General features: G+C 67.7%; 25 protein-coding genes. 10 read left to right on the top strand and 15 right to left on the bottom strand.

Translation table 11 applies throughout. From position 1 onward, the window contains the following. Window positions 1-17 precede the first annotated feature (17 nt). A complete protein-coding gene (locus P9A17_RS18475) occupies window positions 18-431 on the top strand; it encodes a VOC family protein (protein WP_278040149.1) in 414 nt (137 codons plus the stop codon). 248 nt (window positions 432-679) lie between these two features. On the opposite strand, the gene P9A17_RS18470 is transcribed toward P9A17_RS18475, so the two are convergent. The 4 genes from P9A17_RS18470 to P9A17_RS18455 are packed head-to-tail and all read right to left on the bottom strand — an operon-like array spanning window position 680 to window position 4240. Beyond that, the gene (locus tag P9A17_RS18470; protein ID WP_278040148.1) at window positions 680-1651 is read right to left on the bottom strand and encodes a glycine betaine ABC transporter substrate-binding protein; all 972 of its coding nucleotides are present in this window, start codon (window positions 1649-1651) and stop codon (window positions 680-682) included. After that, window positions 1648-2427: an ABC transporter permease gene (locus tag P9A17_RS18465; RefSeq protein ID WP_278040147.1), complete on the bottom strand. Its 780-nt coding sequence runs from the start codon at window positions 2425-2427 to the stop codon at window positions 1648-1650. Before P9A17_RS18465 ends, P9A17_RS18470 begins: the two co-directional genes overlap by 4 nt. After that, complete coding sequence (locus P9A17_RS18460; protein WP_278040146.1) at window positions 2424-3596, bottom strand: betaine/proline/choline family ABC transporter ATP-binding protein; 1173 nt, start codon at window positions 3594-3596, stop codon at window positions 2424-2426. The genes P9A17_RS18465 and P9A17_RS18460 overlap by 4 nt, the downstream gene beginning before the upstream one ends. Then, entirely contained in the window at window positions 3593-4240 is a 648-nt protein-coding gene (locus P9A17_RS18455; protein WP_278040580.1) for an ABC transporter permease, read from the bottom strand. Before P9A17_RS18455 ends, P9A17_RS18460 begins: the two co-directional genes overlap by 4 nt. 180 nt (window positions 4241-4420) lie before the next feature. Between P9A17_RS18455 and P9A17_RS18450 the strand changes: the two genes are divergently transcribed. Next, complete coding sequence (locus P9A17_RS18450) at window positions 4421-5341, top strand: TauD/TfdA family dioxygenase (RefSeq protein ID WP_278040145.1); 921 nt, start codon at window positions 4421-4423, stop codon at window positions 5339-5341. A 5-nt stretch (window positions 5342-5346) separates the two neighbouring features. On the opposite strand, the gene P9A17_RS18445 is transcribed toward P9A17_RS18450, so the two are convergent. After that, entirely contained in the window at window positions 5347-5643 is a 297-nt protein-coding gene (locus tag P9A17_RS18445; RefSeq protein WP_278040144.1) for a hypothetical protein, read from the bottom strand. A gap of 314 nt (window positions 5644-5957) precedes the next feature. On the opposite strand from P9A17_RS18445, the gene cobG reads away from it, so the two are divergent. From cobG to P9A17_RS18420, 5 genes are all read left to right on the top strand, one after another. Further along, the gene (cobG, locus tag P9A17_RS18440) at window positions 5958-7082 is read left to right on the top strand and encodes a precorrin-3B synthase (protein WP_278040143.1); all 1125 of its coding nucleotides are present in this window, start codon (window positions 5958-5960) and stop codon (window positions 7080-7082) included. A 4-nt stretch (window positions 7083-7086) separates the two neighbouring features. Continuing rightward, window positions 7087-7713, top strand: a complete 627-nt coding sequence (locus tag P9A17_RS18435) for a precorrin-8X methylmutase (protein WP_278040142.1) — start codon at window positions 7087-7089, stop codon at window positions 7711-7713. Beyond that, window positions 7710-9200, top strand: coding sequence for a precorrin-2 C(20)-methyltransferase (locus P9A17_RS18430; protein WP_278040141.1), 1491 nt, complete (start codon window positions 7710-7712; stop codon window positions 9198-9200). The genes P9A17_RS18435 and P9A17_RS18430 overlap by 4 nt, the downstream gene beginning before the upstream one ends. A gap of 74 nt (window positions 9201-9274) precedes the next feature. Continuing rightward, window positions 9275-9892, top strand: coding sequence for a TetR/AcrR family transcriptional regulator (locus P9A17_RS18425; protein ID WP_278040140.1), 618 nt, complete (start codon window positions 9275-9277; stop codon window positions 9890-9892). Between the two features lie 11 nt (window positions 9893-9903). Further along, window positions 9904-10992: an aminoglycoside phosphotransferase family protein gene (locus P9A17_RS18420; protein ID WP_278040139.1), complete on the top strand. Its 1089-nt coding sequence runs from the start codon at window positions 9904-9906 to the stop codon at window positions 10990-10992. Here P9A17_RS18420 and cbiE read toward each other — a convergent pair. Both cbiE and P9A17_RS18410 read right to left on the bottom strand, forming a co-directional pair. Beyond that, the gene (gene cbiE, locus P9A17_RS18415; protein ID WP_278040579.1) at window positions 10955-12142 is read right to left on the bottom strand and encodes a precorrin-6y C5,15-methyltransferase (decarboxylating) subunit CbiE; all 1188 of its coding nucleotides are present in this window, start codon (window positions 12140-12142) and stop codon (window positions 10955-10957) included. The genes P9A17_RS18420 and cbiE overlap by 38 nt on opposite strands. After that, entirely contained in the window at window positions 12139-12882 is a 744-nt protein-coding gene (locus tag P9A17_RS18410; RefSeq protein ID WP_278040138.1) for an SDR family NAD(P)-dependent oxidoreductase, read from the bottom strand. The genes cbiE and P9A17_RS18410 overlap by 4 nt, the downstream gene beginning before the upstream one ends. Window positions 12883-12917: 35 nt before the next feature. On the opposite strand from P9A17_RS18410, the gene P9A17_RS18405 reads away from it, so the two are divergent. Further along, entirely contained in the window at window positions 12918-13331 is a 414-nt protein-coding gene (locus P9A17_RS18405; protein WP_278040137.1) for a TIGR03618 family F420-dependent PPOX class oxidoreductase, read from the top strand. Here the strand turns inward: P9A17_RS18405 and P9A17_RS18400 are convergent, their stop codons facing one another. Further along, entirely contained in the window at window positions 13332-14462 is a 1131-nt protein-coding gene (locus P9A17_RS18400) for a Xaa-Pro peptidase family protein (protein WP_278040136.1), read from the bottom strand. 114 nt (window positions 14463-14576) lie between these two features. Here P9A17_RS18400 and P9A17_RS18395 point away from each other — a divergent pair, with 114 nt between their 5' ends. Then, window positions 14577-15551 carry a 5'-3' exonuclease gene (locus P9A17_RS18395; RefSeq protein WP_278040135.1) on the top strand — a complete coding sequence of 325 codons (975 nt, stop codon included), beginning with the start codon at window positions 14577-14579 and terminating at the stop codon, window positions 15549-15551. Between the two features lie 22 nt (window positions 15552-15573). On the opposite strand, the gene P9A17_RS18390 is transcribed toward P9A17_RS18395, so the two are convergent. From P9A17_RS18390 to P9A17_RS18365, 6 genes are all read right to left on the bottom strand, one after another. Beyond that, window positions 15574-16386, bottom strand: a complete 813-nt coding sequence (locus tag P9A17_RS18390) for a DUF4333 domain-containing protein (RefSeq protein ID WP_278040134.1) — start codon at window positions 16384-16386, stop codon at window positions 15574-15576. A gap of 46 nt (window positions 16387-16432) precedes the next feature. Continuing rightward, entirely contained in the window at window positions 16433-19198 is a 2766-nt protein-coding gene (locus P9A17_RS18385) for an RNA helicase (protein ID WP_278040133.1), read from the bottom strand. Next, window positions 19182-20132: a twin-arginine translocase subunit TatC gene (gene tatC / locus P9A17_RS18380; protein ID WP_278040132.1), complete on the bottom strand. Its 951-nt coding sequence runs from the start codon at window positions 20130-20132 to the stop codon at window positions 19182-19184. The genes P9A17_RS18385 and tatC overlap by 17 nt, the downstream gene beginning before the upstream one ends. A 70-nt stretch (window positions 20133-20202) precedes the next feature. Further along, window positions 20203-20472 (bottom strand): Sec-independent protein translocase subunit TatA, encoded by a 270-nt coding sequence (tatA, locus tag P9A17_RS18375; RefSeq protein ID WP_278040131.1) that lies wholly within the window; start codon window positions 20470-20472, stop codon window positions 20203-20205. A 30-nt stretch (window positions 20473-20502) separates the two neighbouring features. Continuing rightward, window positions 20503-21489: a YafY family protein gene (locus P9A17_RS18370; protein WP_278040130.1), complete on the bottom strand. Its 987-nt coding sequence runs from the start codon at window positions 21487-21489 to the stop codon at window positions 20503-20505. Then, window positions 21486-22466: a YafY family protein gene (locus P9A17_RS18365; protein WP_278040129.1), complete on the bottom strand. Its 981-nt coding sequence runs from the start codon at window positions 22464-22466 to the stop codon at window positions 21486-21488. Before P9A17_RS18365 ends, P9A17_RS18370 begins: the two co-directional genes overlap by 4 nt. A gap of 103 nt (window positions 22467-22569) precedes the next feature. Here P9A17_RS18365 and P9A17_RS18360 point away from each other — a divergent pair, with 103 nt between their 5' ends. After that, a complete protein-coding gene (locus tag P9A17_RS18360; RefSeq protein WP_278040128.1) occupies window positions 22570-23157 on the top strand; it encodes a class I SAM-dependent methyltransferase in 588 nt (195 codons plus the stop codon). On the opposite strand, the gene pafA is transcribed toward P9A17_RS18360, so the two are convergent. After that, on the bottom strand, window positions 23150-24508 hold the full coding sequence (gene pafA / locus P9A17_RS18355) for a Pup--protein ligase (RefSeq protein ID WP_278040127.1): 1359 nt from the start codon (window positions 24506-24508) through the stop codon (window positions 23150-23152). The genes P9A17_RS18360 and pafA overlap by 8 nt on opposite strands. Window positions 24509-24605 lie beyond the last annotated feature (97 nt).

Genomic DNA, 24605 nt, shown 5'->3' with positions numbered 1-24605 from the left:
TCCATAACGTCGAGGCCATGACGACAACCCAGACCTTCGCCGGCGCGGTGCCGATCGTGCCGTTCACCGAACCACGCACGGCCATCGAATGGCTGTCACTGGCATTCGGTGCGGAACCGATCCTGATCGTCCCGCCCGAGCCGGATCAGCCTCTGCAGCACGCCGAGGTGAGCATCGGGACGGGCGTCGTGATGGTCGACGACGCCGATCGCGACAGCGACTTCGCGCTGCCGGGACCGGTGATGGTCTACGTCGTGGTGGAATCCGCCGATGCGGTGGACGCGCTACACGACCGGGCTGCCGCGGCGGGCGCCGACATCGTCATGGGCATCACCGACCAGGAGTACGGGTCGCACGAGTTCGCCGCCCGCGACCCGTACGGCAACATCTGGAGCTTCGGCACCTACCGCCCGCCTTTGGGCCCGGCGTGACGTCAGCCGTTCCAGCGGCTGTACCAGGTGTGCCCGTACGGCGACCCGAGGGCAGCGATCAGCAGGAAGACGACCGCCGCGAAAACCATGAGTGCGAGCATGGCCCGCTCCTTTCAACACCCCGTTGTTTGACACGAGTTCAGTAAGCGAGACGGTACCGCCGGTACTGCAAGAAATGCGTGTTCTGTGCGGGACGGAATAGGCCGCGCAGCGAAGTGACAACCGTCACATCGCATGCTGACAACGACCTATTCGGCGGTGACGAACCCTTTCTCGACCATCCAGTCCCTGGCTACGACGCTGGGGTCGCGGCCGTCGACGTCGACCTGCTTGTTGAGGTCGATGATGGCGTCGTTGGTCAGCGCGGCGGTCACCGGCGCGGTGACCTCGGCGATCTCGGGGTGCGCGTCGAAGAAGTCGCGCTTCATCGTCACCGACGGGTTGTAGTGGGCGAAGAACTGCTTGTCGTCGGTGAGCACGGTGAGGTTCAGCGCGGCGATGCGGCCGTCGGTGGTGAACACCTCTCCGAAGTCACATGCGGTGCCATCGGAGGTGGCCTGGTAGATGATGCCGACCTGCAGGATGGGGGTCTGCGCACGCGCCGGATCGAACCCGTACGCGGCCGCCATGCCGGGGAACCCGTCCTGGCGGGCCCGGAATTCCGTGTCGACGCACGTGCGCGCCGCAGCGGGGTCACGCAGGACAAGAGCCGCGTAGTCGGACAGCGTCCGCACCCCGGTCCGCTCGATCGTCGCCGGGCTGGCCGCCAGAGCGTAGGTGTCATCCATCGGTCCGGGCTCGAGCCACACCATGTCGTTGCGCTCGAGGTCCTCGTCACGCACCGCTTCGTACTGTTCGCGGGTGTCCGGGATCGGCTTCTCGTGCCCGAGATAGTTGATCCATGCGTTGCCGGTGAACTCGTAGGCGACGTCGACCTGGCCGGAAAGCTGTGCCTCCCTTGTACTTCGGGAACCGACGATGCCGGTGAGGTCACGCACATCGGCGCCGGCGGCGGCGAGGGTGAACTCCAGGATGTATCCCATGATCACCTGCTCGGTGTACTCCTTGGAACCGACGGTGATCGGGACGCCTTCCAGACCGGGGGTCGGCTGGATGGTTCCCGGACCGACGCGCAGCGGGACGGTACTCCCCGAACCGAGCCCGCAGCCTGCCAGCGCGAGCACCACCAGCAACGCCACTGCCGCAAGTCGTTTCGTCACCGCAATCCCTTCGGGCCGACGAAGAACTCCGCGAGCCCGCCCAGCCAGTCGACCAGCAGCGCCAGGCAGACCGCGAGCACACTGCCGAGGATCAAGGTGACGTTGTCCTGCAACTTGTATCCGGTGTCGATCAGGATTCCGAGTCCACCTGCGTTCACGAGGAACGACAACGTCGCGGTGCCGACGGCGAGCACGAGCGACGTGCGGAGGCCGGCGAGGATGTAGGGCACCGCGAGCGGCAGTTCGACACGCAGCAACAGCGCCTGCCGCGACATCCCCTGCCCGAGACCCGCATCGATCAGCGCGCGGTCGACCTGGTCGATGCCCAGGATCGTGCTCGACAGGACCGGCAGCAGCGAGTACAGCGCGATCGGCAGCACCCCGATCCAGAATCCGGTCTTGGCGGTGAAGAGGAACAGCAGGACCAGAAGACCGATCGCGGGCGCGGCCTGGCCGATGTTGGCGATGCCGACGACTATGGGGCGCAACACTTTTGCCCGCGGCCGGGTGACGAGCACCCCGAGCGGGATGCCGATGGCCAGCACGATCGCGGTGACGGTCGCGGTGAGCAGGAGATGCTGCCAGATCAGCGTTGTGACGTTGCCCGGATTGATGTTCTCCTGCTGGGTGGCGGTCAGTTCACGGTTGAACGCCCAGAAGATCACCGCGGCAGCGACGACGAGGACGAGCACGGGCTGGATGAACAACCGGGCCCGCTCGGCCGGGGTGGTGGCCGGCGCGCTCGTCGCCTCGCCCGTTTCGGTGGCGGTGCTCACGAGGGGGCGTCCCCGGCTCCGGTGGTGGCTTCGGCTTCCGCGCGAAGCCGCGTGATCGTGCCGATGAGCGTATCCAGCGTGACGACGCCTTCATACCTGTTGCCAGGCCCGGCGACGACGGCCGACGCGTGCTGTTCGGCGAGGATCGCCTCGAGGGCGTCTTCGAGGGTCGAATGCGTGCTGACGAGATCGAGATGTTCGACGGCGTCAGCCAGTGAGCTCGCATGCCGCAGCTTGCTCTCCCGCACCCAGCTGACAGGGCGCTGCCGGTCGTCGAGCACGACGGCCCAGTCGTGGTCGCTGCCCGCGATCACCGACCGCACGTGCTCGACGCTGTCGTCACGGTGTACCGACGGACGTTCTTCGAGCGCGACGTCCTTGACCCGCAGCAGGCCGAGCTGCTGCAGGGACGCACCGGACCCGACGAATCCGGCGACGGTGTCGTCAGCCGGACTGGCCAGGATGTTCTGCGGGGTGTCGTACTGCAGCACCGCGGACTGCTGCCCGAGGACGGCGATGCGATCTCCGAGCTTGACGGCCTCCCCGAAGTCGTGGGTGACGAAGACGATGGTCTTGCGCAGCTCGGACTGCAGCCGCAGCAGTTCGTCCTGCAGAGTGCTCCGGGTGATCGGGTCGACGGCCCCGAAGGGTTCGTCCATCAGCAGAACAGGCGGATCTGCGGCGAGGGCTCTGGCAACGCCGACGCGCTGCTGCTGGCCGCCGGAGAGCTGGCGCGGATAACGGTCGGCGTACTGCGAGGGTTCGAGGCCGACGAGGTCGAGGAGTTCGTCGACCCTGTCGCCGATCCGGGCGCGGTCCCAGCCGAGCAGCCCGGGCACGAGGCCCACGTTCTGCCGGATCGTCATGTGCGGGAACAGACCGGCCTGCTGGATCGCATAGCCGATGGAGCGCCGCAACTCGGTCGGCTTGATCGACAGCGCATCTTTGTCGCCGATCAGGATGCGGCCCGACGTCGGCTCGCTGAGCCGGTTGATCATCCGCATCGTCGTCGTCTTCCCGCAGCCCGACGGGCCGACGAAGATGACGATCTCCCCCGCCGGGATCTCCAGTGAGACGTCGTCGACCGCGGGCTGTTTCGCGCCCGGGTAGACCTTCGACACGTGGTCGAGTTCGATGCGCACGCCGGTAGGAGCGGATTGTCCTGTCATCGAATGCCTTTCGACGTTGTGAGCCGCCCGACGAGAACGAGGACGGCGTCGAGCGCGAGCGCGAGGATCACGATGAGCAGGGTTCCGCTCAGCGCCATCGGCAGGGCGGTGGGACTGCCCACTCGCGCCAGACCCGCGAAGATCAGATTTCCCAGACCGGGCCCTTTCACATACGCCGCGATCGCCAGCACCCCCATCGACATCTGGGTGCTCAGCCGCATGCCGGACAGGATCGCCGGCCACACCAGGCGCAGTTCGACCCGCCGCAGGGTGTCGAGGCGACTCATCCCGATGCCTCGCGCGGCGTCGGTCAGGGCCGGGTCGACGGCGTTGAGGCCCACGATGGTGTTGCGGACGATCGGCAGCAGCGAGTACAGCACGAGTGCGGCGACGCTGGGGATCACCCCCAACCCGAACAGCGGGATGAGCAGGCCCAGCAGGGCGAACGACGGCACAGTGAGGATGACGCTCGAGGTGGCGGTCGCCAGGTTGGCTGCCAGCGCGTTGCGGTAGGTCAGCACTCCGATCGCGACGCCGATGAGTGTTGCGATCAGCACGCTCTGCACCACGGCGCTGACGTGCTGGTAGGAGTCGAAGATGAGCTGCGGGTAGTGCGCAGAGACGTAATCCCACAGGGAGTTCACTGCTCTCGACTTTCCGTCGGCGTCGGTTCCAGCGCGCGTCGCACTCACACGCTGACGGCAGTCCTTACCCGATCTTGACCCGCCCGAAACGGCACCGATTCGATTCCCGCTGAATCTAAGGGTGTGCGGCGGGGCCGCCGAGGGGCACGGTGGCAGGTCTGATCGCGTGAAGGAGGACCCGTGTCATCACTCAATGTCGTCAAACTCGGCGCCCATATCGGCGCCCGCATCGACGGTGTCGACCTCGCCCGCGGCGTCGACGCCGCGACAGCGGACCAGATCAACGCCGCGCTGATCGAACACAAGGTGATCTTCTTCCGCGGGCAGCATGATCTCGACGACGATGGCCAACTGCAGTTCGCCCGCGCCCTGGGCACGCCGACGACGGCGCATCCCACCGTCACATCCCGCGGCGCCAAGGTGCTGCCCATCGACTCCCGGTACGACAAGGCCAACAGCTGGCACACCGATGTCACGTTCGTCGACCGCATCCCGAAAGCGTCACTGCTGCGGGCGATCACGCTGCCGCCGTATGGCGGAACCACGACATGGGCGTCGACCGAGGCGGCGTACGACAGGCTTCCCGCACCGCTGCGGGCGCTCGCCGAGAACCTGTGGGCGGTGCACACGAACACCTACGACTACGCCGGTGATGCCGACGCACGTCTGGAGGACCTCGCCGACACCGAGCGTCAGTACCGAGAGGAGTTCGTCTCCGATTACTACGAGACCGAGCATCCGGTGGTGCGGGTGCATCCGGAGACGGGGCGGAAGGTCCTGCTGCTCGGCCATTTCGTCAAGCACTTCGTCGGACTCGGCCAAGCCGAGTCAGCTGCCCTGTTCCAGTTGCTGCAGAATCGGATCACCAAGCTGGAGAACACGATTCGCTGGAACTGGGAGCTGGGCGACCTTGCCGTCTGGGACAACAGGGCCACCCAGCACTACGCCGTGGCCGATTATGACGACCAGTTCCGCCGCCTGTCTCGGATCACCCTCGCCGGAGACATCCCCGTTGATGTCCACGGCGACCACAGTCGGGTGATCAAGGGCGACGCGTCGACGTACTCCCAGGTTGTGGCGCCGGTTCGGCTCGCGAGCTGAGTGCCCTAGAGCCGATCCATCATCCGGGACATCAGCGCGTCCTCGATGAACGCGTGGTGCCTCGGGTAGTGCTTCGGCGTGACGAGATCGCCGGAGCGGGCGCCGGAGGTGAACGCCGCGCGCACCATCGCGAGATAGTTGCGCCGCACTTTCGGGCCGGCCAACGCTGCGGCCGAACCGATGAGGACCTCCTGCTCAGTGATGAGAGTCAGCTCCGCCGTGTTCGTCACCTCGACGGCACCGCCGGCGATGGCGGGCCGCGGGTCCGGTTTCGCTTCCAAATCGGATGCCAGATCAGTCATTTCAATCACTCCCCCTGATGGGATATTTCGGAGCCCGACCCCCCGCCGGGCTCCTGATGTCCACAAAACTACGAGGGGATCGCGGGGATGACACGGGTAACCGGGTACTCGAAAAGTCAGCTACCGCGCAGGCAGTTACGTGCCCACCCGGCGCATCTACCTGCACGTTCCGCTGAAGTGACGCTGACCAGTGGTTTTCCGATCTTGATTTTTGCGAAGCGCCGCAGTACGCACCGGACGGCCTCGCGCCGAGTGCGCTCAGCAACCAGATGGCACGGACCGGACCAGCTGCTGTGAGCGAGTACCGTGGACGGGTGGCCCGTTTACGCGACGACGATGCGTGTCCCGGTGCACTGCAGACGCATAGCGCCGCGGATGGCGAGTTGGCCAGGCTGCGCCTGCCCGGTGGTGTGATGACGGCGCACCAGATGGAGTCGATCGCCCTCGCCGCCATCGACTTCGCCGCGTCGACGCTGGAGCTGACCTCCCGCGGCAACGTGCAGATCCGCGGGGTCCGCGACCCCGCGGCCGTCGCTGACATTCTCTCGGCGGAGGGATTGTTGCCCTCCCCGAGCCATGAACGGGTGCGCAACATCGTCGCTTCTCCACTGTCGGGACGCAGCGGCGGGCTCTGTGACACACGTGAACTCGTCGCAGACCTCGATGCGCGCCTTCGGCAGGATCCGCTCCTGGCCAGGCTGCCCGGACGGTTCCTGTTCGGGATCGACGACGGGCGTGGCGATATTTCGGGCCTCGGCCCCGACGTCGGGATCCACGCCGTCGACAACGCCACCGCGGCACTGCTTCTCGCGGGCCGCGACTCGGGAGTGCGGGTGGCGATTCCGGACGCAGTCGGTCAAATGCTGGAAATAGCACGACGATTCGCCGAGATCCGCGGAAAGTCTTGGCGTGTTCGCGAACTCGAAGACACGGCGGCCCTTCTGGACGGGCTCAGGCCGACGGCGCCGGCCGGGAAGACGTGGCCGGCTCAGAGCCGCCCGCCGGTCGGCTGGATCGAGCAGAACGACGGACGCATTGCGCTCGGCGCGGCGATACCGCTCGGGGTTCTCGACGCCGAGGTGGCGCGCTACCTCGCCGCCGTGGAGGCGCCGATCACCGTCACGCCGTGGCGGTCGGTCGTGCTCTTCGACCTGGACGAGGGCGTCGCCGATGTGGCGCTTCGGGTCCTCGCTCCGCTGGGGCTCGTCTTCGACGAGGACTCGGCCTGGCTCTCACTCTCGGCGTGCACCGGCAGCCCGGGTTGTTCACACTCGGTGGCCGATGTGCGGGCCGACGCGGCGGCGGCGCTCGACACCGACGTGTCCGTGCACCGGCACTTCGTGGGCTGCGATCGCGCCTGCGGCAGCCCACCAATCGGTCAGGTTCTGGTGGCTACCGCCGACGGATACCAGGTCCGGGGGAACTCCCCCGTAGGGTGATCGGGTGCTCGACTACATCCGCGACGCCGCCGAGATCTACCGGCAGTCGTTTGCCACCATTCGCGCCGAGGCAGACCTCGCACGGTTCCCCGAGGACGTAGCCCGTGTGGTTGTGCGCCTGATCCATACCTGCGGTCAGGTCGACGTCGCCGATCACGTGGCGTTCACCGACGATGTCACGTCACGCACGCATGCCGCGCTGGCCGGCGGCGCCCCGATCCTGTGCGATTCCTCGATGGTTGCCGCGGGGATCACGCGGCTGCGACTGCCCGCCGACAACGAGGTCGTCTCGCTGGTGGCCGATCCCCGCGCGTTCGACCTTGCCGCCAAGCTCGGCACCACCCGCTCTGCGGCGGGCGTGGACCTCTGGGCGGAGCGGATCCCCGGTGCCGTGCTGGCCATCGGCAACGCGCCTACAGCGCTCTTCCGGCTGCTCGAGCTCGTCGACGAGGGCATTGCGCCGCCGGCGTCGGTGCTGGGCGGTCCCGTCGGCTTCGTCGGCTCGGCGCAGTGCAAACAAGAACTCATCGACAACACCCGCGGTATCTCCTACCTGATGGTCACGGGGCGCCGCGGTGGCAGCGCCATGGCCGCAGCAGCGGTGAATGCGATTGCGGCAGAAGACGAATGACCGGCAATAAGGCACGGCAAGGCACCTTGTGGGGTGTCGGACTCGGTCCCGGTGACCCCGAACTGGTGACCGTCAAGGCGGCCAGGGTCATCGGCGCGGCCGACGTGGTCGCCTATCACAGCGCCCGGCACGGCCGGAGCATCGCGCGCAGCATCGCCGAGCCCTATCTGCGCGGCGGACAGATCGAAGAACACCTCGTCTACCCGGTGACCACCGAGACCTCGGATCACCCCGGCGGCTACGCCGGTGCGATGGAGGACTTCTACCGGGAGTCCGCCGAACGGATCGCCGAACACCTGACGGCGGGGCGCGACGTGGCACTGCTGGCCGAAGGCGACCCGCTCTTCTACAGCTCCTACATGCACATGCACACCCGGCTGACGGAACGCTTCGACGCCGTCATCGTTCCGGGCGTCACGTCGGTCAGTGCGGCGTCGGCGGCGATCTCGACTCCACTGGTCCAAGGCGATCAGGTGCTGACGATCCTGCCCGGCACACTTCCCCAGCAGGAACTCCAGCGCCGGCTCGCCGACACCGACGCCGCCGTGATCCTCAAGCTCGGACGCTCCTATCCAGCAGTGCGGCAAGCACTTTCGGCGGCCGGCCGTCTCGGGGACGCCTTCTATGTCGAACGGGCGAGCACCGAACGGCAGCGGGTCCTTCCCGCCGCCGACGTCGACGACGGATCGGTGCCCTATTTCGCGTTGGCCATGCTCACCGGGGACCGCAAAGGGCCGACTGGCACCGGCACTGTGGCGGTCGTCGGCCTGGGTCCCGGCGACACGAACTGGATGACACCGCAGAGCCGCCACGAGCTCGGCGCCGCCACCGATCTGATCGGCTACGGCCCCTATCTCGACCGCGTTCCGCCTCGCGACGGGCAGCGCAGGCACCCCAGCGACAACACCGACGAGCCCGCCCGGGCCCGGCTGGCCTGCGAGCTCGCCGAGCAGGGCCGCACCGTGGCCGTCGTCTCGTCGGGAGACCCCGGGGTCTTCGCGATGGCGACAGCCGTCCTCGAGGAGGCCGAACAGTGGCCGAACGTCGACGTCCGGGTCATCCCGGCGATGACGGCGGCCCAGGCGGTGGCAAGCCGGGTCGGCGCCCCGCTCGGACATGACTATTCGGTGATCTCGCTGTCCGACCGACTCAAGCCGTGGGACGTCATCGCGCGACGGCTGTCCGCCGCCGCCGCAGCCGACATGGTGCTGGCGATCTACAACCCCGCCTCGAAGACCCGGACGTGGCAGGTCGCCGCGATGCGCGACCTGCTGCTCGAACACCGCGATCCCGAGACCCCTGTCGTCATCGGCCGGGACGTCTCCGGGCCGCGGGAATCGGTCACGGTGGTGCGCCTCGGCGAGTTGAACCCCGCCGATGTCGACATGCGCTGCCTGCTGATCATCGGTTCCTCACAGACCCGATGGCACCGGGCCTGCGGCACCGACCGAGTGTTCACACTGCGCCGATACCCCGAGGGCGGCTAAGTTGACACCTGTCTCGCTTTATTGACAGTTGTCAGAAGTGCGGGTTAATCTCGCGCGTGCAGCGAGGACTACCGGTGCGCTCGCCCACCGATCGGCGCCAACCGCAGAAGAGTGATCTGCGTCGTGTGGCGATCCTGGAATCGCTGGACCACCATCTGCGCGAATCAGGGTTCGACGCCCTCAACATTGCCGACGTCACGCGCCGCGCCGGCGTCACCCGGTCGGCGTTCTACTTCTATTTCGAGAACAAAGCCGCAGCGGTGGCGGCCCTGCTCGAGCCGATGTACGACGACGGCTTCCTGGCGGGAGACCTGCTGACCAGCACGGCACAACCGCCGCGTGAACGCATCCGCGGCATGCTTGAGAAGCTGCTCGACACGGTGGACCAACACCGCTACCTGTTGCAGGCCATGCTGGAGGCCCGCGCCACGAATGCGACGATCCGCGAAGTCTGGGACGAAGCCCGCGACTCGTTCGTGCCGATCGTGGCCGGCATGATCGGTTCCGAACGCGCAGGCAGCGCAGCTCCCGACGGCCCTCCGGCGGAGGTCCTCGCCAGCATCCTGCTGGAATTCAACGACCGGTTGATGGAGCGCTACACGACCGGTGGGCGCCTATCCCGTGACGAGCTCCTCGCAGGAGCCGAAACCATCTGGTTACGAACCATTTTCGCCAACGACGGCGTGAACTGAAAGGTGACTCTGTGACGATCCCCCGCAGCCCTGAAGACCTCACCACGCAGTGGCTGGGGTCGGTGCTCGGCACCGATGTCACCGACGTTGCGGTGACGAGCATCGGCACCGGACAGACCGGCGCCACCTACCGGGTTGCGGCGACCTACCCCGCCGACGCGCAGACACCCACTCCACCGGCGACTTTCGCGGTGAAGCTGCCCGCGCAGGACGACGCGGTGCGGGAACGGGTGGCGCTCGGCTACCTGTCCGAGGTGGAGTTCTACTCCGCCGTCACCAACCAACTCGCCATTCCGGTGCCCGGCTGCTTCCACAGCGACATCTCCTCGGATGGAACAGATTTCGTTCTCGTGCTGGCCGATATGGCACCCGCCGAACAAGGCGACCAGATCGCGGGATGCACACCCGCTGAGGCGGCACTGGCCGTCGAGGCGCTGGCGGGGCTGCACGGGCCGAGCTGGGGAGACCGGCGCTTCTTCGACCTGCCGTCGATCGTGATGCCCAAACCCGGCGACGAAGCGGCCGCAAAGGGAATGGGTGACGTCGCGGTGATGGCCGCCAACATCACGCTCGAGAAGCTCGGCGGCTCGGTGACCGACGAAGACCGCGACACGCTCGTCACGTCGATGAGCCTGGTGGCGCCATGGCTGATGGCCGAGCCGGACCGGTTTTCACTCATGCACGGCGACTATCGCCTCGACAACCTGCTCTACGACCCCGACCGCACCCGCGTCACCGTCGTCGACTGGCAGACGATGGGGATCGGGTTGCCCGCTCGCGACCTCAGCTATTTCACGGCGACCAGCCTCGCACCGGAGGACCGCGCGGCGGTGGAGCGCGATCTCGTGGAGCGCTACCACGCCGCCCTACGCACGCACGGTGTGACCGGCTATGACGTCGAGACGTGTTGGCAGGACTACCGACTCGGCGTCTTCCAGGCGCCGCTCATCAGCGTGCTGGGCTACGCCTTCGCCGCGTCGACCGAACGTGGTGACGAGATGGTGCTCACGATGCTGCGTCGGGGCTGCCGCGCCGTCCGCGAGCTGGAAGCGATCGAGCTCGTCAGGTCGTATGAGGCTTCGTCGCAGACCACTGCGTGACGGGCATCGCCGCGCGCCAGCCCGTGAAGGAACCGACCGCGTCGCCGGTGTAGTGCTGGAAACGCCGGAGCTCACCTCCGACGCGTGAATACCATTGCGCAAGAGTCGCTTCGGACTCCACCGTGACGGCGTTGGCGACCAGCCGGCCGCCCTCGGGCAGCTTGTCCCAACAGGCTTCCAGCAGACCTGGTTGGCTCACGCCGCCGCCGACGAAGATGACGCTCGGCGGCGGGCAGAAGTCGAACGACTCGGGCGCGTCGAACGTGGCTTCGATGCGAACACCGAACGCAGCGGCGTTCTCGATGATCCGGGGGCGCCTGGTCTCGTCGCGTTCGAAGGCGATCGCCCTGCACCCGGGGCCGCTCAGGCACCATTCGATCGAGACGCTGCCCGACCCCGCGCCGACATCCCACAATAATTCGCCGGGCCGCGGGCCCAGTGCCGCCAACGTCGCCGCACGGATCATCTGCTTGGTGATCTGACCGTCGTGGGCGAACGCATCATCGGGCAGCGCCCCGAACCGGCGTTCGTCCGGCAGATAGCGGACAGCCATCACGTTGAGGCTGTCGACGTCACCGGGAGGGCGGGCCGCCCACTCCCGAGCGGTCGAGGAGCGCCGCAACTCCCTGGACCCCCCGAGCTGTTCGAGGATCGTCAGTTCGGAGTCGCCGCGACCGGTCGCCGTGAGCAGCTTGGCGAGTTCCGCCGGTGACGATCCGTCGCGCGACAGCACCACGGCCTGGCCACCGCGGCGCACCGCGGCGGCGGCGTCCTTCGTCACCAAGCTGATGATCTCGGTGTCGTGCACCGGCCAGCCGACCCGCGAACAGGCGAGCGTCACCGACGACACGTGCGGAAGGACAGCCACACGATCCGCGCCCAGAAGGCGGATCAGCGTGCTGCCGATGCCATGCAGCAGCGGATCGCCACTGGCCACCACATGCACATCCCCGTCGCTGTCGTCCATGAGCGCCCGCAGCGCCGGAAGCATCGGGCTCGGCCACGCCCGCCGCGATGCGGTGACGGAGTCGTCGAGCAGATCGAGCTGCCGCTGTGAACCGTAAATGACGGTGGCTCTTGCCAATTCGTCCTTCGACGCAGCTGCAAGGCCCGCCATGCCGTCCGCTCCGATACCCACCACGACGATCACCTCGGCAACCTCCGCCACAGTGCACGCGGCATCATCCGGAACGCGCACGCCAACACGGCCAACGAGCCCGGGACCCACACACTGCTGCGCCCCTTGCGCAGCGCCCGCACCGTCGCATCGGCGACCTGCGCCGGCGTGCTCGACAATGGGGCCGGGGACATGCCCTCGGTCATCCGGCCGATCACGAACCCGGGCCGCACCAGCAGCAGTCGCACAGCAGAGCCGTGCAGCGCGTCGGTCAGCCCGCTGCAGAACGCGTCCAGCCCCGCCTTGGCGGACCCGTACACATAGTTGGCGCGGCGCGCCCGCACCCCCGCCACCGACGAGAACGCGACGACGGTCCCCGAACCCGCGCTACGCATCGTGTCGGTGAGCACCGTGAGCAGGCTGACCTGTGCCACGTAATCGGTGTGCGCGACGGCCGCCGCATGCGCGGCGTCAGTCTCCGCACGCGTCTGGTCGCCGAGGATCCCGAAGGCGAGCACTGCCGTACCGATCGGACCGTGGGCGGCGACTATCGACTCGACCAAGGCAGGGTGTGCGGCGATGTCGTCCGCGTCGAACGCGATGGTGTGCACCGCCGCGGCGCCGGCCTGCTGGAGTGCGGCCACCTCGCTGTGGAGGTCGTCGGGTCGGCGGGCGGCCAGCACCACCGTGGCACCCGGGGCCAGTCGCTGCGCCACTTCCAATCCGATCTCGCTGCGGCCGCCGAACACGACGAGCAGTTTGGTGTCTTCCACGGCGACGATTATCTCCTGCGCTAGCGTGGACGCCGATGGCCAAGTCAACTACGCGACTCACCAATGACGCGCTGGCGTTCCTCACCGAACGTCACCTCGCCATGCTGACCACGCTGCGGTCGGATCAGTCTCCACACGTCGTCGCCGTGGGTTTCACCTTCGATCCGACCACCCACATCGCGCGTGTCATCACCTCGGGCGGCACCCAGAAGGCCGTCAACGCCGATCAGCGCGGCGTCGCGGTGCTCAGCCAGGTCGACGGGGCGCGGTGGCTGTCGCTGGAAGGCAAATCGACGGTGCGCACCAGCATCGAAGATGTCCGCGATGCCGAACTGCGCTACGCGCAGCGTTATCGGACGCCTCGGCCCAACCCCAAGCGGGTCGTGATCGAAGTGCGTGTCGAGCGGGTGCTGGGCTCGTCGAGCCTGCTCACGCACGACGAGGACTGATCAGGCCTGCGGCACCACGATCAGGTCGTGGGGCCGGTTGTTGACCGACAGTGCGCCGTCGGCGGTGACGATCACGATGTCCTCGATGCGGGCGCCCCACTGGCCCGGGAAGTAGACGCCCGGCTCCACCGAGAAGGCCATGCCCTCCTGTAGCGGCAATGCGTTGCCCGCCACGATGTAGGGCTCCTCGTGGACCGAAAGCCCGATCCCGTGTCCCGTGCGGTGGACGAACGCGTCGGCCAGCCCTGCGGCGGCGAGCACGTCACGCGCGGCGGCGTCGATCTGCTCGGCGGTGACGCCGGGCCGAACCGCATCGACGGCGACCTGCTGGGCCCGCTGCAGCACCGCGTACCGGCGCGCCACCTCGGGATCGGGTTCGCCGATGCTGTACGTGCGCGTCGAGTCGGAGTTGTAGCCGGGGTCGTACGGGCCGCCGATGTCGACGACGACGATGTCGCCGGCGCGCAGTTCCCGGTCCGAACACTCATGGTGCGGGTCGGCCCCGTTGGGTCCTGACCCCACGATGATGAATGCGACTTCTGAATGTCCTTCGGCGACAATGGCTTCGGCGATATCAGCGGCGACGTCTGCTTCGGTGCGGCCCGGCACCAGGAATTCGGGCACCCGCGCATGCACCCGGTCGATCGCCGCGCCGGCTTTGCGCAGCGCGTCGACCTCTGCGGGGTCCTTGATCATCCGCAGCGTCCGCAGCACGTCGGTGGCGAGGATGGGCACCGCACCGAGGACGTCGGCCAGCGGCAGCAGGTGCAACGCCGGCATCGAGTCGGTGACGGCGACATGGTGCGGCCCCTCGCCCGGCAGGACGTCGGCCACCAGCCGGTACGGATCGTCGCCGTCGACCCAATCACGAACGGCGACACCGAGATCGGTGACCGCGGACTCCTTCAGCGAGGCCAGTTCGAGCCTCGGCACGATGATCGTCGGATCACCTGCGGCCGGCAGCACGAGAGCGGTCAGGCGCTCGAAGGTCTGCGCACGCGAGCCGGTCAGGTAGCGCAGGTCGTAGCCGGGGGTGATGACCAGCCCCGCGAGCCCCGCGGTGGAGGCCGCGGCCGCTGCGGCCTGAAGTCGCTGTGCGTACACGTCGGTGTCGAATCGGGCGCCCGTCATGCCGTCCAGGCTAATCGGGCACCCTGCGCCCCGGCGAGCAGACACAAACTCACACCAATCGCCGCAAATGCGTGTGAGTTTGTGTCTGCTCGCGGGAAAAGGGCACCTGGCAGGATGGCCCGCATGGCCCGCACGTCCAATGAAGCTCCGCTGGTCCTCCTCGACGGTGCGAGCATGTGGTTCCGCTCGTACTTCGGTGTCCCGTCGTCGATCACGGCACCCGACGGCCGGCCCGTCAACGCGTTGCGCGGCTTTCTCGACGCCGTCTCCACGGTCATCACCCGGGAACGCCCGCGTCGATTGGTGGTGTGCCGCGACGACGACTGGCGCCCGCAGTGGCGCGTCGACCTGATCCCGTCCTACAAGGCGCACCGTGTCGAGGAGGAGACCCCCGGCGCGAAGCCCGACGTGGAGGAAGTGCCCGACGACCTGAGCCCGCAGGTCGACATGATCATGGAGATCCTCGACGCGTTCGGCATCGCCACCGCCGGTGCTCCACAGTGCGAGGCCGACGACGTGCTCGGCACCCTCGCCAGCCGTGAGACCAGCGACCCGGTGGTCGTCGTCAGTGGTGACCGCGACCTGCTGCAGCTGGTTCGCGATGAGCCGGTGCCCGTTCGGGTCCTCTATCTCGGCAAGGGGCTGGCCAAAGCGATCAAGTGGGGCCCCGACGAAGTGTCCGAGACCTACGGTGTTCCGCTCGACCGCGCCGGGCCCGCCTACGTCGAGCTGGCTCTGCTGCGCGGCGATCCGTCCGACGGGCTACCCGGCGTCCCCGGCATCGGCGAAAAGACCGCGGCCACGCTGCTGGCACAGCACGGCTCGCTGGAGAACATCGTCGCCGCCGCGCAGGACCCGTCGTCGAAGCTGTCCAAGGCGCACCGCAACAAGCTGCTCGCCGCGTCGGACTACATCGAGAAGGCGGGGCCCGTGGTGCGGGTGGCCACCGACGCAGACATCAGCTGGTCGACCGACGGCGACGAGCTTCCGCTGGCCGCGCGCCACCCCCGCAAAGTCGCCGAACTGGCCGAGCGCTACGGCGTGTCGTCGTCGATCGGACGACTCCAGACCGCTTTAGACAAGCTGTAGCCAAGCTCTAGACAAGCCCCGGTTACTTCGGGCGGCCGACCTCGTAGGTACCGCTGTCGTCCTGGAATGTCACGGTGACCTGACGCTTCGTGCCGTCGATGCTGACCTCGCAGTTGAAGGTGTCACCCTTCTTCACCGTCGGGCTCACGCCGCCGTTGCACTTGACGTCGTTGACGTTCTGCGCGCCGTAGCCGTTGGACTCGTCGGTCAGAATCTGCTCGACACCCGTCTGCGCGGCGTTGACGTCGAGTTTGGTGGTCACGAAGAAGCCCGGCTTCCAGAAGCCCAGCACCGCCACGACCACGACGATGACGAGGACGAGAGCCCCCACCACGCCGCCGATGACCGCCATCGAACGCTTCGAGCCCCCCTCGGGTCCCGGCGTGAAGCCGGGCGCCCCCGGGAACTGGCCGTACTGGCCTGGCTGCTGGCCGTACTGGCCCGGCTGCTGACCGTAGGCGCCCGGCTGACCGTACTGCTGCTGGCCGTAGCCGCCAGGCTGGCTGTACTGGCCAGGCGGCGGATACTGGGGCGGGTTGGCCGCCGGATTGTATTCCGTCGGCTGCTGCTGCCCGTACTGATCCTGCGGATACTGCTGCGGCGAGTAGGTGGGCGGCTGCGTCGGCTGCTGGTACTGCGGGTACTGCTGCGGCGTGTAGGCCGGCGGCTGCTGCCATGCCGGCTGCTCGGAGCCGGGAGCCTGCTGGCCCGCGCCCGGTGTCGGGGGCTGCCAGCCCTGGGTCGCCGCCGCATCGCCCGCCGGCTGGTCCGCCCCCTGGTCAGGCTGCTGGCCTGGCCACGGCTGCGTCGGATCAGATCCCTGCGGTCCGCTCATTTCTCTCCTTGGTCATCTGCGGCTTCGAAGCTGCTGGCACCACACACTACCCGGCATCAACAGCTACGACGCCGCGCCGAACGTCGGCGATTGCGCGTTTCGCGGTCGCCCGCAAAGCCGCCGACGGCGCGGCATTGCGTACCTGGTCAGCCAGATCGAGCACCTGGCGGCACCACCGCACGAAATCGCCCGCGGACATCGTCGAACCCGTTCCTGCGGTGTCGCTGGCGGCCAGTGCCGCGGCCAGGTCGCCGGTGCTGGCCCACCGGTGGACGGCTGCGACGAAACCGTCGTCGGGTTCGCGACTCTGCGTGATGCGGTGGCGTTGCTCATCGCTGCGCAGTTCCGTCCACAACCTGCGCGTCTGGTTGAGTGCGCGGCGCAGTCTGCCGGTGGGGATCTCGGATCCGTCGCCGGGGCCGCGGCCGTCGCGGCGCGATTCGTAGAGCACCGATGAGAGCGCGGCCGCCAGCTCGGCCGGGTCGAGCTCATCCCACACGCCCGCCCGGAGGCATTCGGCGACGAGCAGATCACTTTCGCTGTAGATGCGGGCCAGCAGCCTGCCGTCGTCGGTCACGATCGGCGCACTCCCTTCGCCATCGGTCGCGATGAACCCGCGTTCCGTCAGCAGCACCACGATCCTGTCGAAGGTGTTGGCCAGGGAGTTCGTCGCGGCGGCGATCTTGGTGCGCAGCTGCTCGTTGTCCCGCTCCAGGCGCAGGTAGCGCTCGGCGACCCGGGCCTGCGCTTCGCGGTCGGGCAGGCCGTGGGCCCGATGTGCCCGGACGCGGTCCCGGAGCACGGCCAACTCGGGATCGATGTCCCGGTCGGGTTCGGCACCGCTTCTGCGTCGCTGCGCCGACGGCACATCGAGGCCGGCGGCTGCGGATCTCAGAGCCGACGCGAGATCGCGGCGGGCCCGCGGATTGCGGTGCTCGATGCGTTTGGGCAGCGTCATCTTGCCGACGGGTCCTGCGGCGCCCGAGAAGTCGGCCGACGAGATCCGCCCGGCCCATCGATGTTCGGAGAGCACGAGCGGGCGCGGGTCCTCGTCGTCGCGGGCAGGTTCGAGCACGACGGCCAGCCCGCCCCGCTTGCCGCTGTTGATCGTGATGATGTCGCCGCGGCGCAGCGATGCGAGCGCATCGTTGGTGGCCTGGCGCCGCTGCAGCCGCGATGCCCGCGATTGGGCGCGTTCCTTCTCCGTGACCTGGGCGCGCAACCGCACATAGTCGAGGATGGCGGCGTCCCGACCGCCCAACTCGGCTGCGATGTCGGCGAGCATCCGCTCACCCCGTTCGACGCCGCGGACCAGCCCGGTGACCGACCGGTCGGCCTGATACTGCGCGAACGACCGCTCCAACAGCTGATGCGCCTGCGTCGGCCCCATCTGGTGGACGAGGTTGATGGTCATGTTGTAGGTCGGGGCGAACGAGCTGCGCAGAGGGAACGTCCGCGTCGATGCCAACCCGGCGACTTCGGCGGGGTCGACGTCGGGGTTCCAGAGCGCCACCGCGTGGCCCTCGACGTCGATCCCGCGGCGGCCTGCCCGGCCGGTGAGCTGGGTGTACTCCCCCGGCGTCAGCGGCAGGTGCTGTTCACCGTTGTACTTCACCAGACGCTCAAGGACCACGGTCCTGGCCGGCATGTTGATGCCCAAAGCCAGTGTCTCCGTGGCGAATACAGCTTTGACCAATCCCGCGGTGAACAGTTCCTCGACGGTGTGGCGGAACGTCGGGAGCATCCCCGCGTGGTGGGCGGCCAGGCCGCGCAGCAACCCCTCGCGCCACTCGTGGTAGTCGAGCACGATCAGGTCGGTGTCGTTGAGATCGGCGGTTCGGCGGTCGATCACCTCCGAGATGCGGGCCCGCTCCTCGTGGGTGGTCAACCGCAGCGACGACCTCAGGCATTGTTTGACGGCGGCATCACAGCCGGCGCGGGAGAAGATGAACGTGATGGCGGGCAGGAGTTCGGCCTGCTCGAGGACGCTGATCACCTCGGGCCTGCCGGGAGTGCGGTACAGGTTGGGCGGTCGGCCGGAGCGGCCGCGGCCGCGGGGTTGCCAGTCGACGAGCCGCTCGGCTTCACGCCGATGTGCGATGTGGCGCAACAGCTCCGGGTCGACGAGTAGGTTGCGCGTGGCCGGGCCGGAGGCGCGGTAGTCGAACAGGTCGAGGAGCCTTCTGCCGACCATGACGTGCTGCCACAGCGGGACCGGCCGATGTTCGTCGACGACGACCGTCGTATCGCCGCGCACCGCCTTGATCCATCCACCGAACTCCTCGGCGTTGCTCACCGTTGCGGACAGGCTGACCAGGCGGACGTCATCGGGCAGGTGCAGGATGACTTCTTCCCAGACCGCGCCGCGCATCCGGTCTGCCAGGAAGTGCACTTCGTCCATGACGACGTAGGAAAGGCCCTGCAGCGCTGGGGAATCCGCATACAGCATGTTGCGGAGCACCTCGGTGGTCATGACGACGACGTCGGCGTCACCGTTGATGTTCTGATCGCCGGTGAGCAGGCCGATGCGCTCGGACCCGTAGCGGCGCACCAGGTCGTTGTGTTTCTGGTTGCTCAGCGCCTTGATCGGAGTGGTGTAGAAGCATTTTCGCCCCGCGGCGAGCGCCAGGTGGACGGCGAACTCCCCGACCACCGTCTTGCCCGCCCCGGTGGGCGCACAGACCAGCACGCCGTGCCCCTGAGCGAGCGCCTCACACGCGCGGCGCTGAAATTCGTCCAGTGCGAAGGGCAGCAGAGCGGTGAACGCCGCGATGCTGTCCGAAGACTCAGGGGACTCAGGTTGCGTCGTCATCGACCTTGAGCCGCGACGGAGTCGGCACGGCCGTGGGTGCCTCGATCGGTTCCGCGGCTCCGATGGGCCCGGCGACGTCGTCAGGTATCTCCTCAAGGGCTGCGCGGCGCGCCTTGCGCTTGTCGCTGATCCGGGCGATCTGGATCGCGACCTCCATCAGCAGCGTCATCGCCAGTGCCAGCGCCAGCATGGAGAAGGGATCCGAACCGGGCGTGACGAATGCGCAGAAGATGAACAGGCCCATGATCAGTCCGCGCCGCCACGCCTTGAGCCGCTCGTAGGTGAGGATTCCGACGAGGTTGAGCATGATGATCAGCAGCGGGAACTCGAAGCTGATGCCGAAGACCAGAAGCAGGTTGATCAGGAATCCGAAGTACTGGTCACCGGACAGCGCGGTGACCTGGACGTCGCTACCGACGGTCAGCAGGAACGCCAGCGCTTTGGACAGCACCACGTAGGCGAGGATCGCGCCGCCGATGAACAGCACCGCGCCGACCACGACGAACGCGACGGCGAAGCGACGCTCCTTGGCGTAGAGCCCGGGGGTGATGAACGCCCACAGCTGATACAGCCACACCGGGCAGGCCATCACGACGCCCGCGGTCATGCCGACCTTGAGTCGCAGCATGAACTGGTCGAACGGCGCCGTCGCCAGCAGCCGGCATTCGCCGTCGGGTGTGATCGACGCCCGCGCGGAATCCGGCAGGGCACAGTAGGGCCCCCTGAGCCAGTCGCCGAGGCTGGGCAGCCCGAGGAAACCGTGGCTGTACCAGAGAAATCCGAGGATCGTCGTCGCCAGCACAGCGATGACCGCGATCAGCAGGCGGGTGCGCAGTTCGGTCAGGTGGTCGACCAACGACATCGTGCCGTCGGGGTTGACCCGTGAACGACGCTGCCGGGGATCGAGTTTCTTGAAGAATCCGGGTGTCTGCACAGGGCTGCCTAGATGTTCACAGGCGCGAAATCACGAACGCGGCCGGTGGCCGCGTTCACCAGTCGAGCGATCAGGCCGGGCGTTTGTCGGCCGACGATTCGGCCGCAGTAGTGGACCCGGTCGACGGATCAACGACGCGCTCGGATGCGATCTGCGTCGGCTGCTCCGGCTGATCGGCCTTGGCCCCGTTCGAATCGGACTGCATCTCCTTGATCTCGGACTTGAAGATGCGCATCGACTTACCCAGCGAACGCGCTGCGTCCGGGAGCTTCTTGGCGCCGAAGAGCAGCACGAACACGGCAATGACGATCAGCCAGTGCCAAGGTTGTAGACCACCCAATTTGGTTACCTCCAGACGTCGCGAACCAGCTTACTCGCCCGGTGACTCGATGCCGACCCGATAGGCCTCCAGCGCTGCACCGGCCGATTGCCGGACCCTGTCGGCCAATTCGGCCGGTTCGAGGACCTTGACCGCCGAACCGAACCCGAGGACGAAGCGCGCCATCCACTGGTCGGAGGCATACGTCATCGCCGCCTCACAGGAGCCGTCGGGGAATTCGCGCAGCACCCGCAGCGGGTAGTAGTCGAACATCCACGCCGCCGACCGGTCGATCAGCAGCGTCGCCGTCGGCAGGGACGGATCTGCGGTGTCGGGGTCGAACAGGGACGTGTCCGGGCCGGCTTGCACGGCGGGCGGGGGCGGCAGCGACGGTTCGTCGAGGACCCGCGCGTCGACGATCCGGTCGAACCGGAACAGCCGCACCCCTTCCGCGGTACGGCACCATGCCTCCAGATAGCTGTGGTCGGCGACCAGCACCACGCGAATGGGGTCGACGATGCGGCTGGACAGCATGTCGTGGGAGGCCGAGTAGTACTCGATGGCCAGCGCGCGGCCGTTGCGCACCGCGGTCCGTACGGCTGCCGCGGCGTCACTTTCCACCGGTGCGGGTTCCTCGACCGCGGCTCCTTCGACGTTGTGGCCGACTGCGCCTGCCGCGGATTCGATCTTCGCGATGGCGCTGCGTGCGGCTTCGGGGTCGACCATGCCCGGCACGTCGACCAGCGATCTCAGCGCCACCAGCACACCGGTGGCCTCCGGCGATGTCAGCCGGAGCGGGTGGTCGATGCCCGCGGAGAACGTGACTTCGATGGTGTCTCCGGAGAATTCGAAGTCGATGAGGTCGCCGGGACCGTAGCCGGGAAGGCCGCACATCCACAGCTGGTTGAGGTCGTCGCGCAGCTGCTTCACGCTGACTCCGAGGTCGGACGCGGCCTCGGTGTAGGTGATCTTCGGGTTGGCCTGGAAGTACGGCACCATGTTGAGCAGCCGCACCAGCCGGGCACTGATGGCCGTCACAGGTGCGCCTCCAGCCTCGCGATGACGTCGTGGCGCAGCGATTCCGGTTCCAGCGCCAGAGCATCGGCGCCGTACCCGGCGACCTCCCTGGCGAGCCGGTCGAACATGCCGATGTCCACGGTGATCTCGTCCCCCGATCGCCCACCTATCACTTTCGGACCGACGACCGTGCCGCGGCGACGCAACGCGGTGGCGCGGCCGTCGGCAACCCACACTCTGGCCTCGCCCGTCGCGGGCCAGTCCCCCACGACCTTGGCGACGATGGCGCGCAGGTCGACACCGTCGGGCTTGGCCACCGTGCCGGCCGCGCCGATCGGAGTCACGTCGGCCCCGATGCGCGAGAGCCGGAACGTCCTGGTGTCATCGCGATCGCGGTCATGGCCGACGACATACCAGCGTCCCCGGTCGGTGACCACGCCCCATGGTTCCAGGGTGCGTGTCACGTACGGTTCGCTGCGCGCGGGACGGTACCGGAACTGCACGGCGCGACCGGAATCGATGGCGGACAACAGGATTCCGAGAACTTCCTCCGAGCCCCGCAATCCGGGCAAGACCGCGGTGGACGTGATGGCGATGTCGTCGGCGGCGGCGTCGATGTCGGCGCCTGCCGCCCGCAGCTTGAGCAGGGCCCCCTGCGTCGCGGTGATCAGCTCGGGCGATTGCCACAGTTGGGTGGCGACGGCGACGGCGGCCGCCTCGTCGGGGTTCAGTTCCACAGCGGGCAGCGCGTACGCCTCGCGGTTGATGCGGTACCCCTCCGCGGGGTCTGTCGACGACACCCGTCCCGTCTCCAACGGGATACCGAGGTCGCGCAGTTCGTTCTTGTCGCGCTCGAACATGCGCGAGAACGCCTCGTCGCTTGCTTCGTCCGAGTAGCCGTAGACCGTCTCGCGGATCCTGTCAGCAGTGATGAAGGATCGCGTCGACAACAGTGCGATGACAAGGTTCATCAACCGTTCGACTTTCGAGATCGCCACGGCTTAGAGCTTAGGGCGCTGCGGTGGTCCCGCAGCGCGGCCATCTCGGCGCGTGTCGGCACAATGGACCGGTGATGAGCGCTGGCGCGAAGAACAGACTGATATGAGCTCTCGATGGCAGCGGTCCGACCGGCCCCGGGGTGACGACTACGACGCGCGTTGGCAACGTCTGGTGGAGTCAGGCGCGAGTGTGCACGGCGAGGCCGACCTGATCGAGCAGCTGTTGCGGGGATCCGGCGGTACCACTGTGCTCGACGCGGGATGCGGAACCGGAAGGGTCGCAATCGAACTCGCAGCCCGCGGTTTCTCGGTCGTCGGAATCGACGCAGATCCCTCGATGCTGGGCACGGCACGGGCCAAGGCGCCGGAGCTGCGTTGGGTCGAGGCTGACCTGGTGACGACCGACGAACACGTCGCGGAAACCTTCGACGTCGTCGCGATGCCCGGCAACGTGATGATTTTCCTGGACCGCGGGACGGAGGCGACGGTCGTCGCCCAGCTTGCGGCGCGGCTGGCTCCCGGCGGGCTGCTGGTCGCGGGTTTTCAGCTCGTCTCGGGACGGCTGACGCTGGATCGCTACGACGAGATCGCGAGCGCTGCGGGCCTGGACCTCGTCGACCGGTGGTCGACGTGGGACCGGAAGCCCTTCGACGGCGGCGACTACGCGGTGTCAGTTCACCGGTTCACATAGAAGCGATGAGCCGCTTGACCCTTTCGTCCACCGAGCGGAACGGATCCTTGCAGAGCACGGTGCGCTGCGCCTGATCGTTGAGCTTGAGGTGCACCCAGTCGACGGTGAAGTCCCGGCCGGCTTCCTGGGCGGCGCTGATGAACTCGCCGCGCAGCTTGGCCCGCGTGGTCTGCGGCGGGGTGTTGACCGCCGCCTCGATCTCTTCGTCGGTGGTGATCCGGGCCGCCAGACCCTTGCGCTGCAGCAGGTCGAACACGCCGCGACCGCGCTTGATGTCGTGGTAGGCGAGGTCGAGCTGGCTGATCTTCGGATCGGACAGCTCCATGTTGTAACGGTCCTGGTAGCGCTGGAACAGCTTGCGCTTGATCACCCAGTCGATCTCGGTGTCGACCTTGGCGAAGTCCTGGCTCTCGACGGCGTCGAGCTGGCGACCCCACAGGTCGACGACCTGTTCGATGTTGGTGTTCGGTTCGCGGGTCTGCAGGTACTCGACCGCGCGGGCGTAGTACTCGCGCTGGATGTCCAGCGCGCTGGCCTGCCTGCCACCGGCCAGCCGCACGGGCCGCCGTCCGGTCAGGTCGTGGCTGACCTCGCGGATCGCGCGGATCGGATTGTCCAGGGAGAAGTCGCGGAACGCGACGCCTGCCTCGATCATCTCCAGCACCAGCGACGCCGAACCGACCTTGAGCATCGTGGTCGACTCGCTCATGTTGGAGTCGCCGACGATGACGTGCAGACGCCGGTACTTCTCGGCGTCGGCGTGCGGTTCGTCGCGGGTGTTGATGATCGGACGGGACCGCGTCGTCGCGGACGAGACGCCCTCCCAGATGTGTTCGGCGCGCTGGGACAGGCAGTACGTCGCCGCCTTGGGCGTCTGCAGGACCTTGCCCGCGCCGCAGATCAACTGGCGCGTCACCAGGAACGGCAGCAGCACGTCGGAGATCCGGGAGAACTCGCCCGCCCGCACGATCAGGTAGTTCTCGTGGCAGCCGTACGAGTTGCCCGCGGAGTCCGTGTTGTTCTTGAACAGATAGATGTCGCCGCCGATACCTTCGTCGGCGAGGCGCTGCTCGGCGTCGATCAGCAGATCCTCGAGGACCCGCTCGCCCGCCCGGTCGTGGGTCACCAGCTGGGTCAGGCTGTCGCATTCCGCGGTCGCATATTCGGGGTGGCTGCCCACGTCCAGATACAGGCGCGCACCGTTACGGAGGAAGACGTTGCTGCTACGTCCCCAGGACACCACCCGGCGGAAGAGATAGCGGGCGACCTCGTCGGGGCTCAGCCGGCGGTGGCCGTGGAACGTGCAGGTGACACCGAATTCCGTCTCGATGCCCATGATTCGTCGCTGCACCTCACCGAGACTACAAGTTGTCTGGCTCACAGGTCGGCCGGACACCCGGGTCAGGGCCTGTGGATAACTCGGTCGACCTCTCCTCGCGCCTGCAAGC

The sequence above is a fragment of the Mycobacterium sp. 236(2023) genome (assembly GCF_029623955.1).
In the GTDB taxonomy this organism is placed as follows: Bacteria; Actinomycetota; Actinomycetes; order Mycobacteriales; family Mycobacteriaceae; genus Mycobacterium.
This window is presented reverse-complemented; position numbering and strand designations above follow the sequence as displayed.

Excerpts from the sequence above, each read along its gene's own strand:
- P9A17_RS18475 (WP_278040149.1), top strand. The coding sequence starts at position 18 with ATGACGACAACCCAGACCTTCGCCGGCGCGGTGCCGATCGTGCCGTTC.
- P9A17_RS18460 (WP_278040146.1), bottom strand. The coding sequence starts at position 3,596 with ATGACAGGACAATCCGCTCCTACCGGCGTGCGCATCGAACTCGACCAC.
- P9A17_RS18445 (WP_278040144.1), bottom strand. The coding sequence starts at position 5,643 with ATGACTGATCTGGCATCCGATTTGGAAGCGAAACCGGACCCGCGGCCC.
- P9A17_RS18430 (WP_278040141.1), top strand. The coding sequence starts at position 7,710 with ATGACCGGCAATAAGGCACGGCAAGGCACCTTGTGGGGTGTCGGACTC.
- P9A17_RS18405 (WP_278040137.1), top strand. The coding sequence starts at position 12,918 with ATGGCCAAGTCAACTACGCGACTCACCAATGACGCGCTGGCGTTCCTC.
- P9A17_RS18400 (WP_278040136.1), bottom strand. The coding sequence starts at position 14,462 with ATGACGGGCGCCCGATTCGACACCGACGTGTACGCACAGCGACTTCAG.
- P9A17_RS18395 (WP_278040135.1), top strand. The coding sequence starts at position 14,577 with ATGGCCCGCATGGCCCGCACGTCCAATGAAGCTCCGCTGGTCCTCCTC.
- P9A17_RS18390 (WP_278040134.1), bottom strand. The coding sequence starts at position 16,386 with ATGAGCGGACCGCAGGGATCTGATCCGACGCAGCCGTGGCCAGGCCAG.
- P9A17_RS18385 (WP_278040133.1), bottom strand. The coding sequence starts at position 19,198 with ATGACGACGCAACCTGAGTCCCCTGAGTCTTCGGACAGCATCGCGGCG.
- P9A17_RS18360 (WP_278040128.1), top strand. The coding sequence starts at position 22,570 with ATGAGCTCTCGATGGCAGCGGTCCGACCGGCCCCGGGGTGACGACTAC.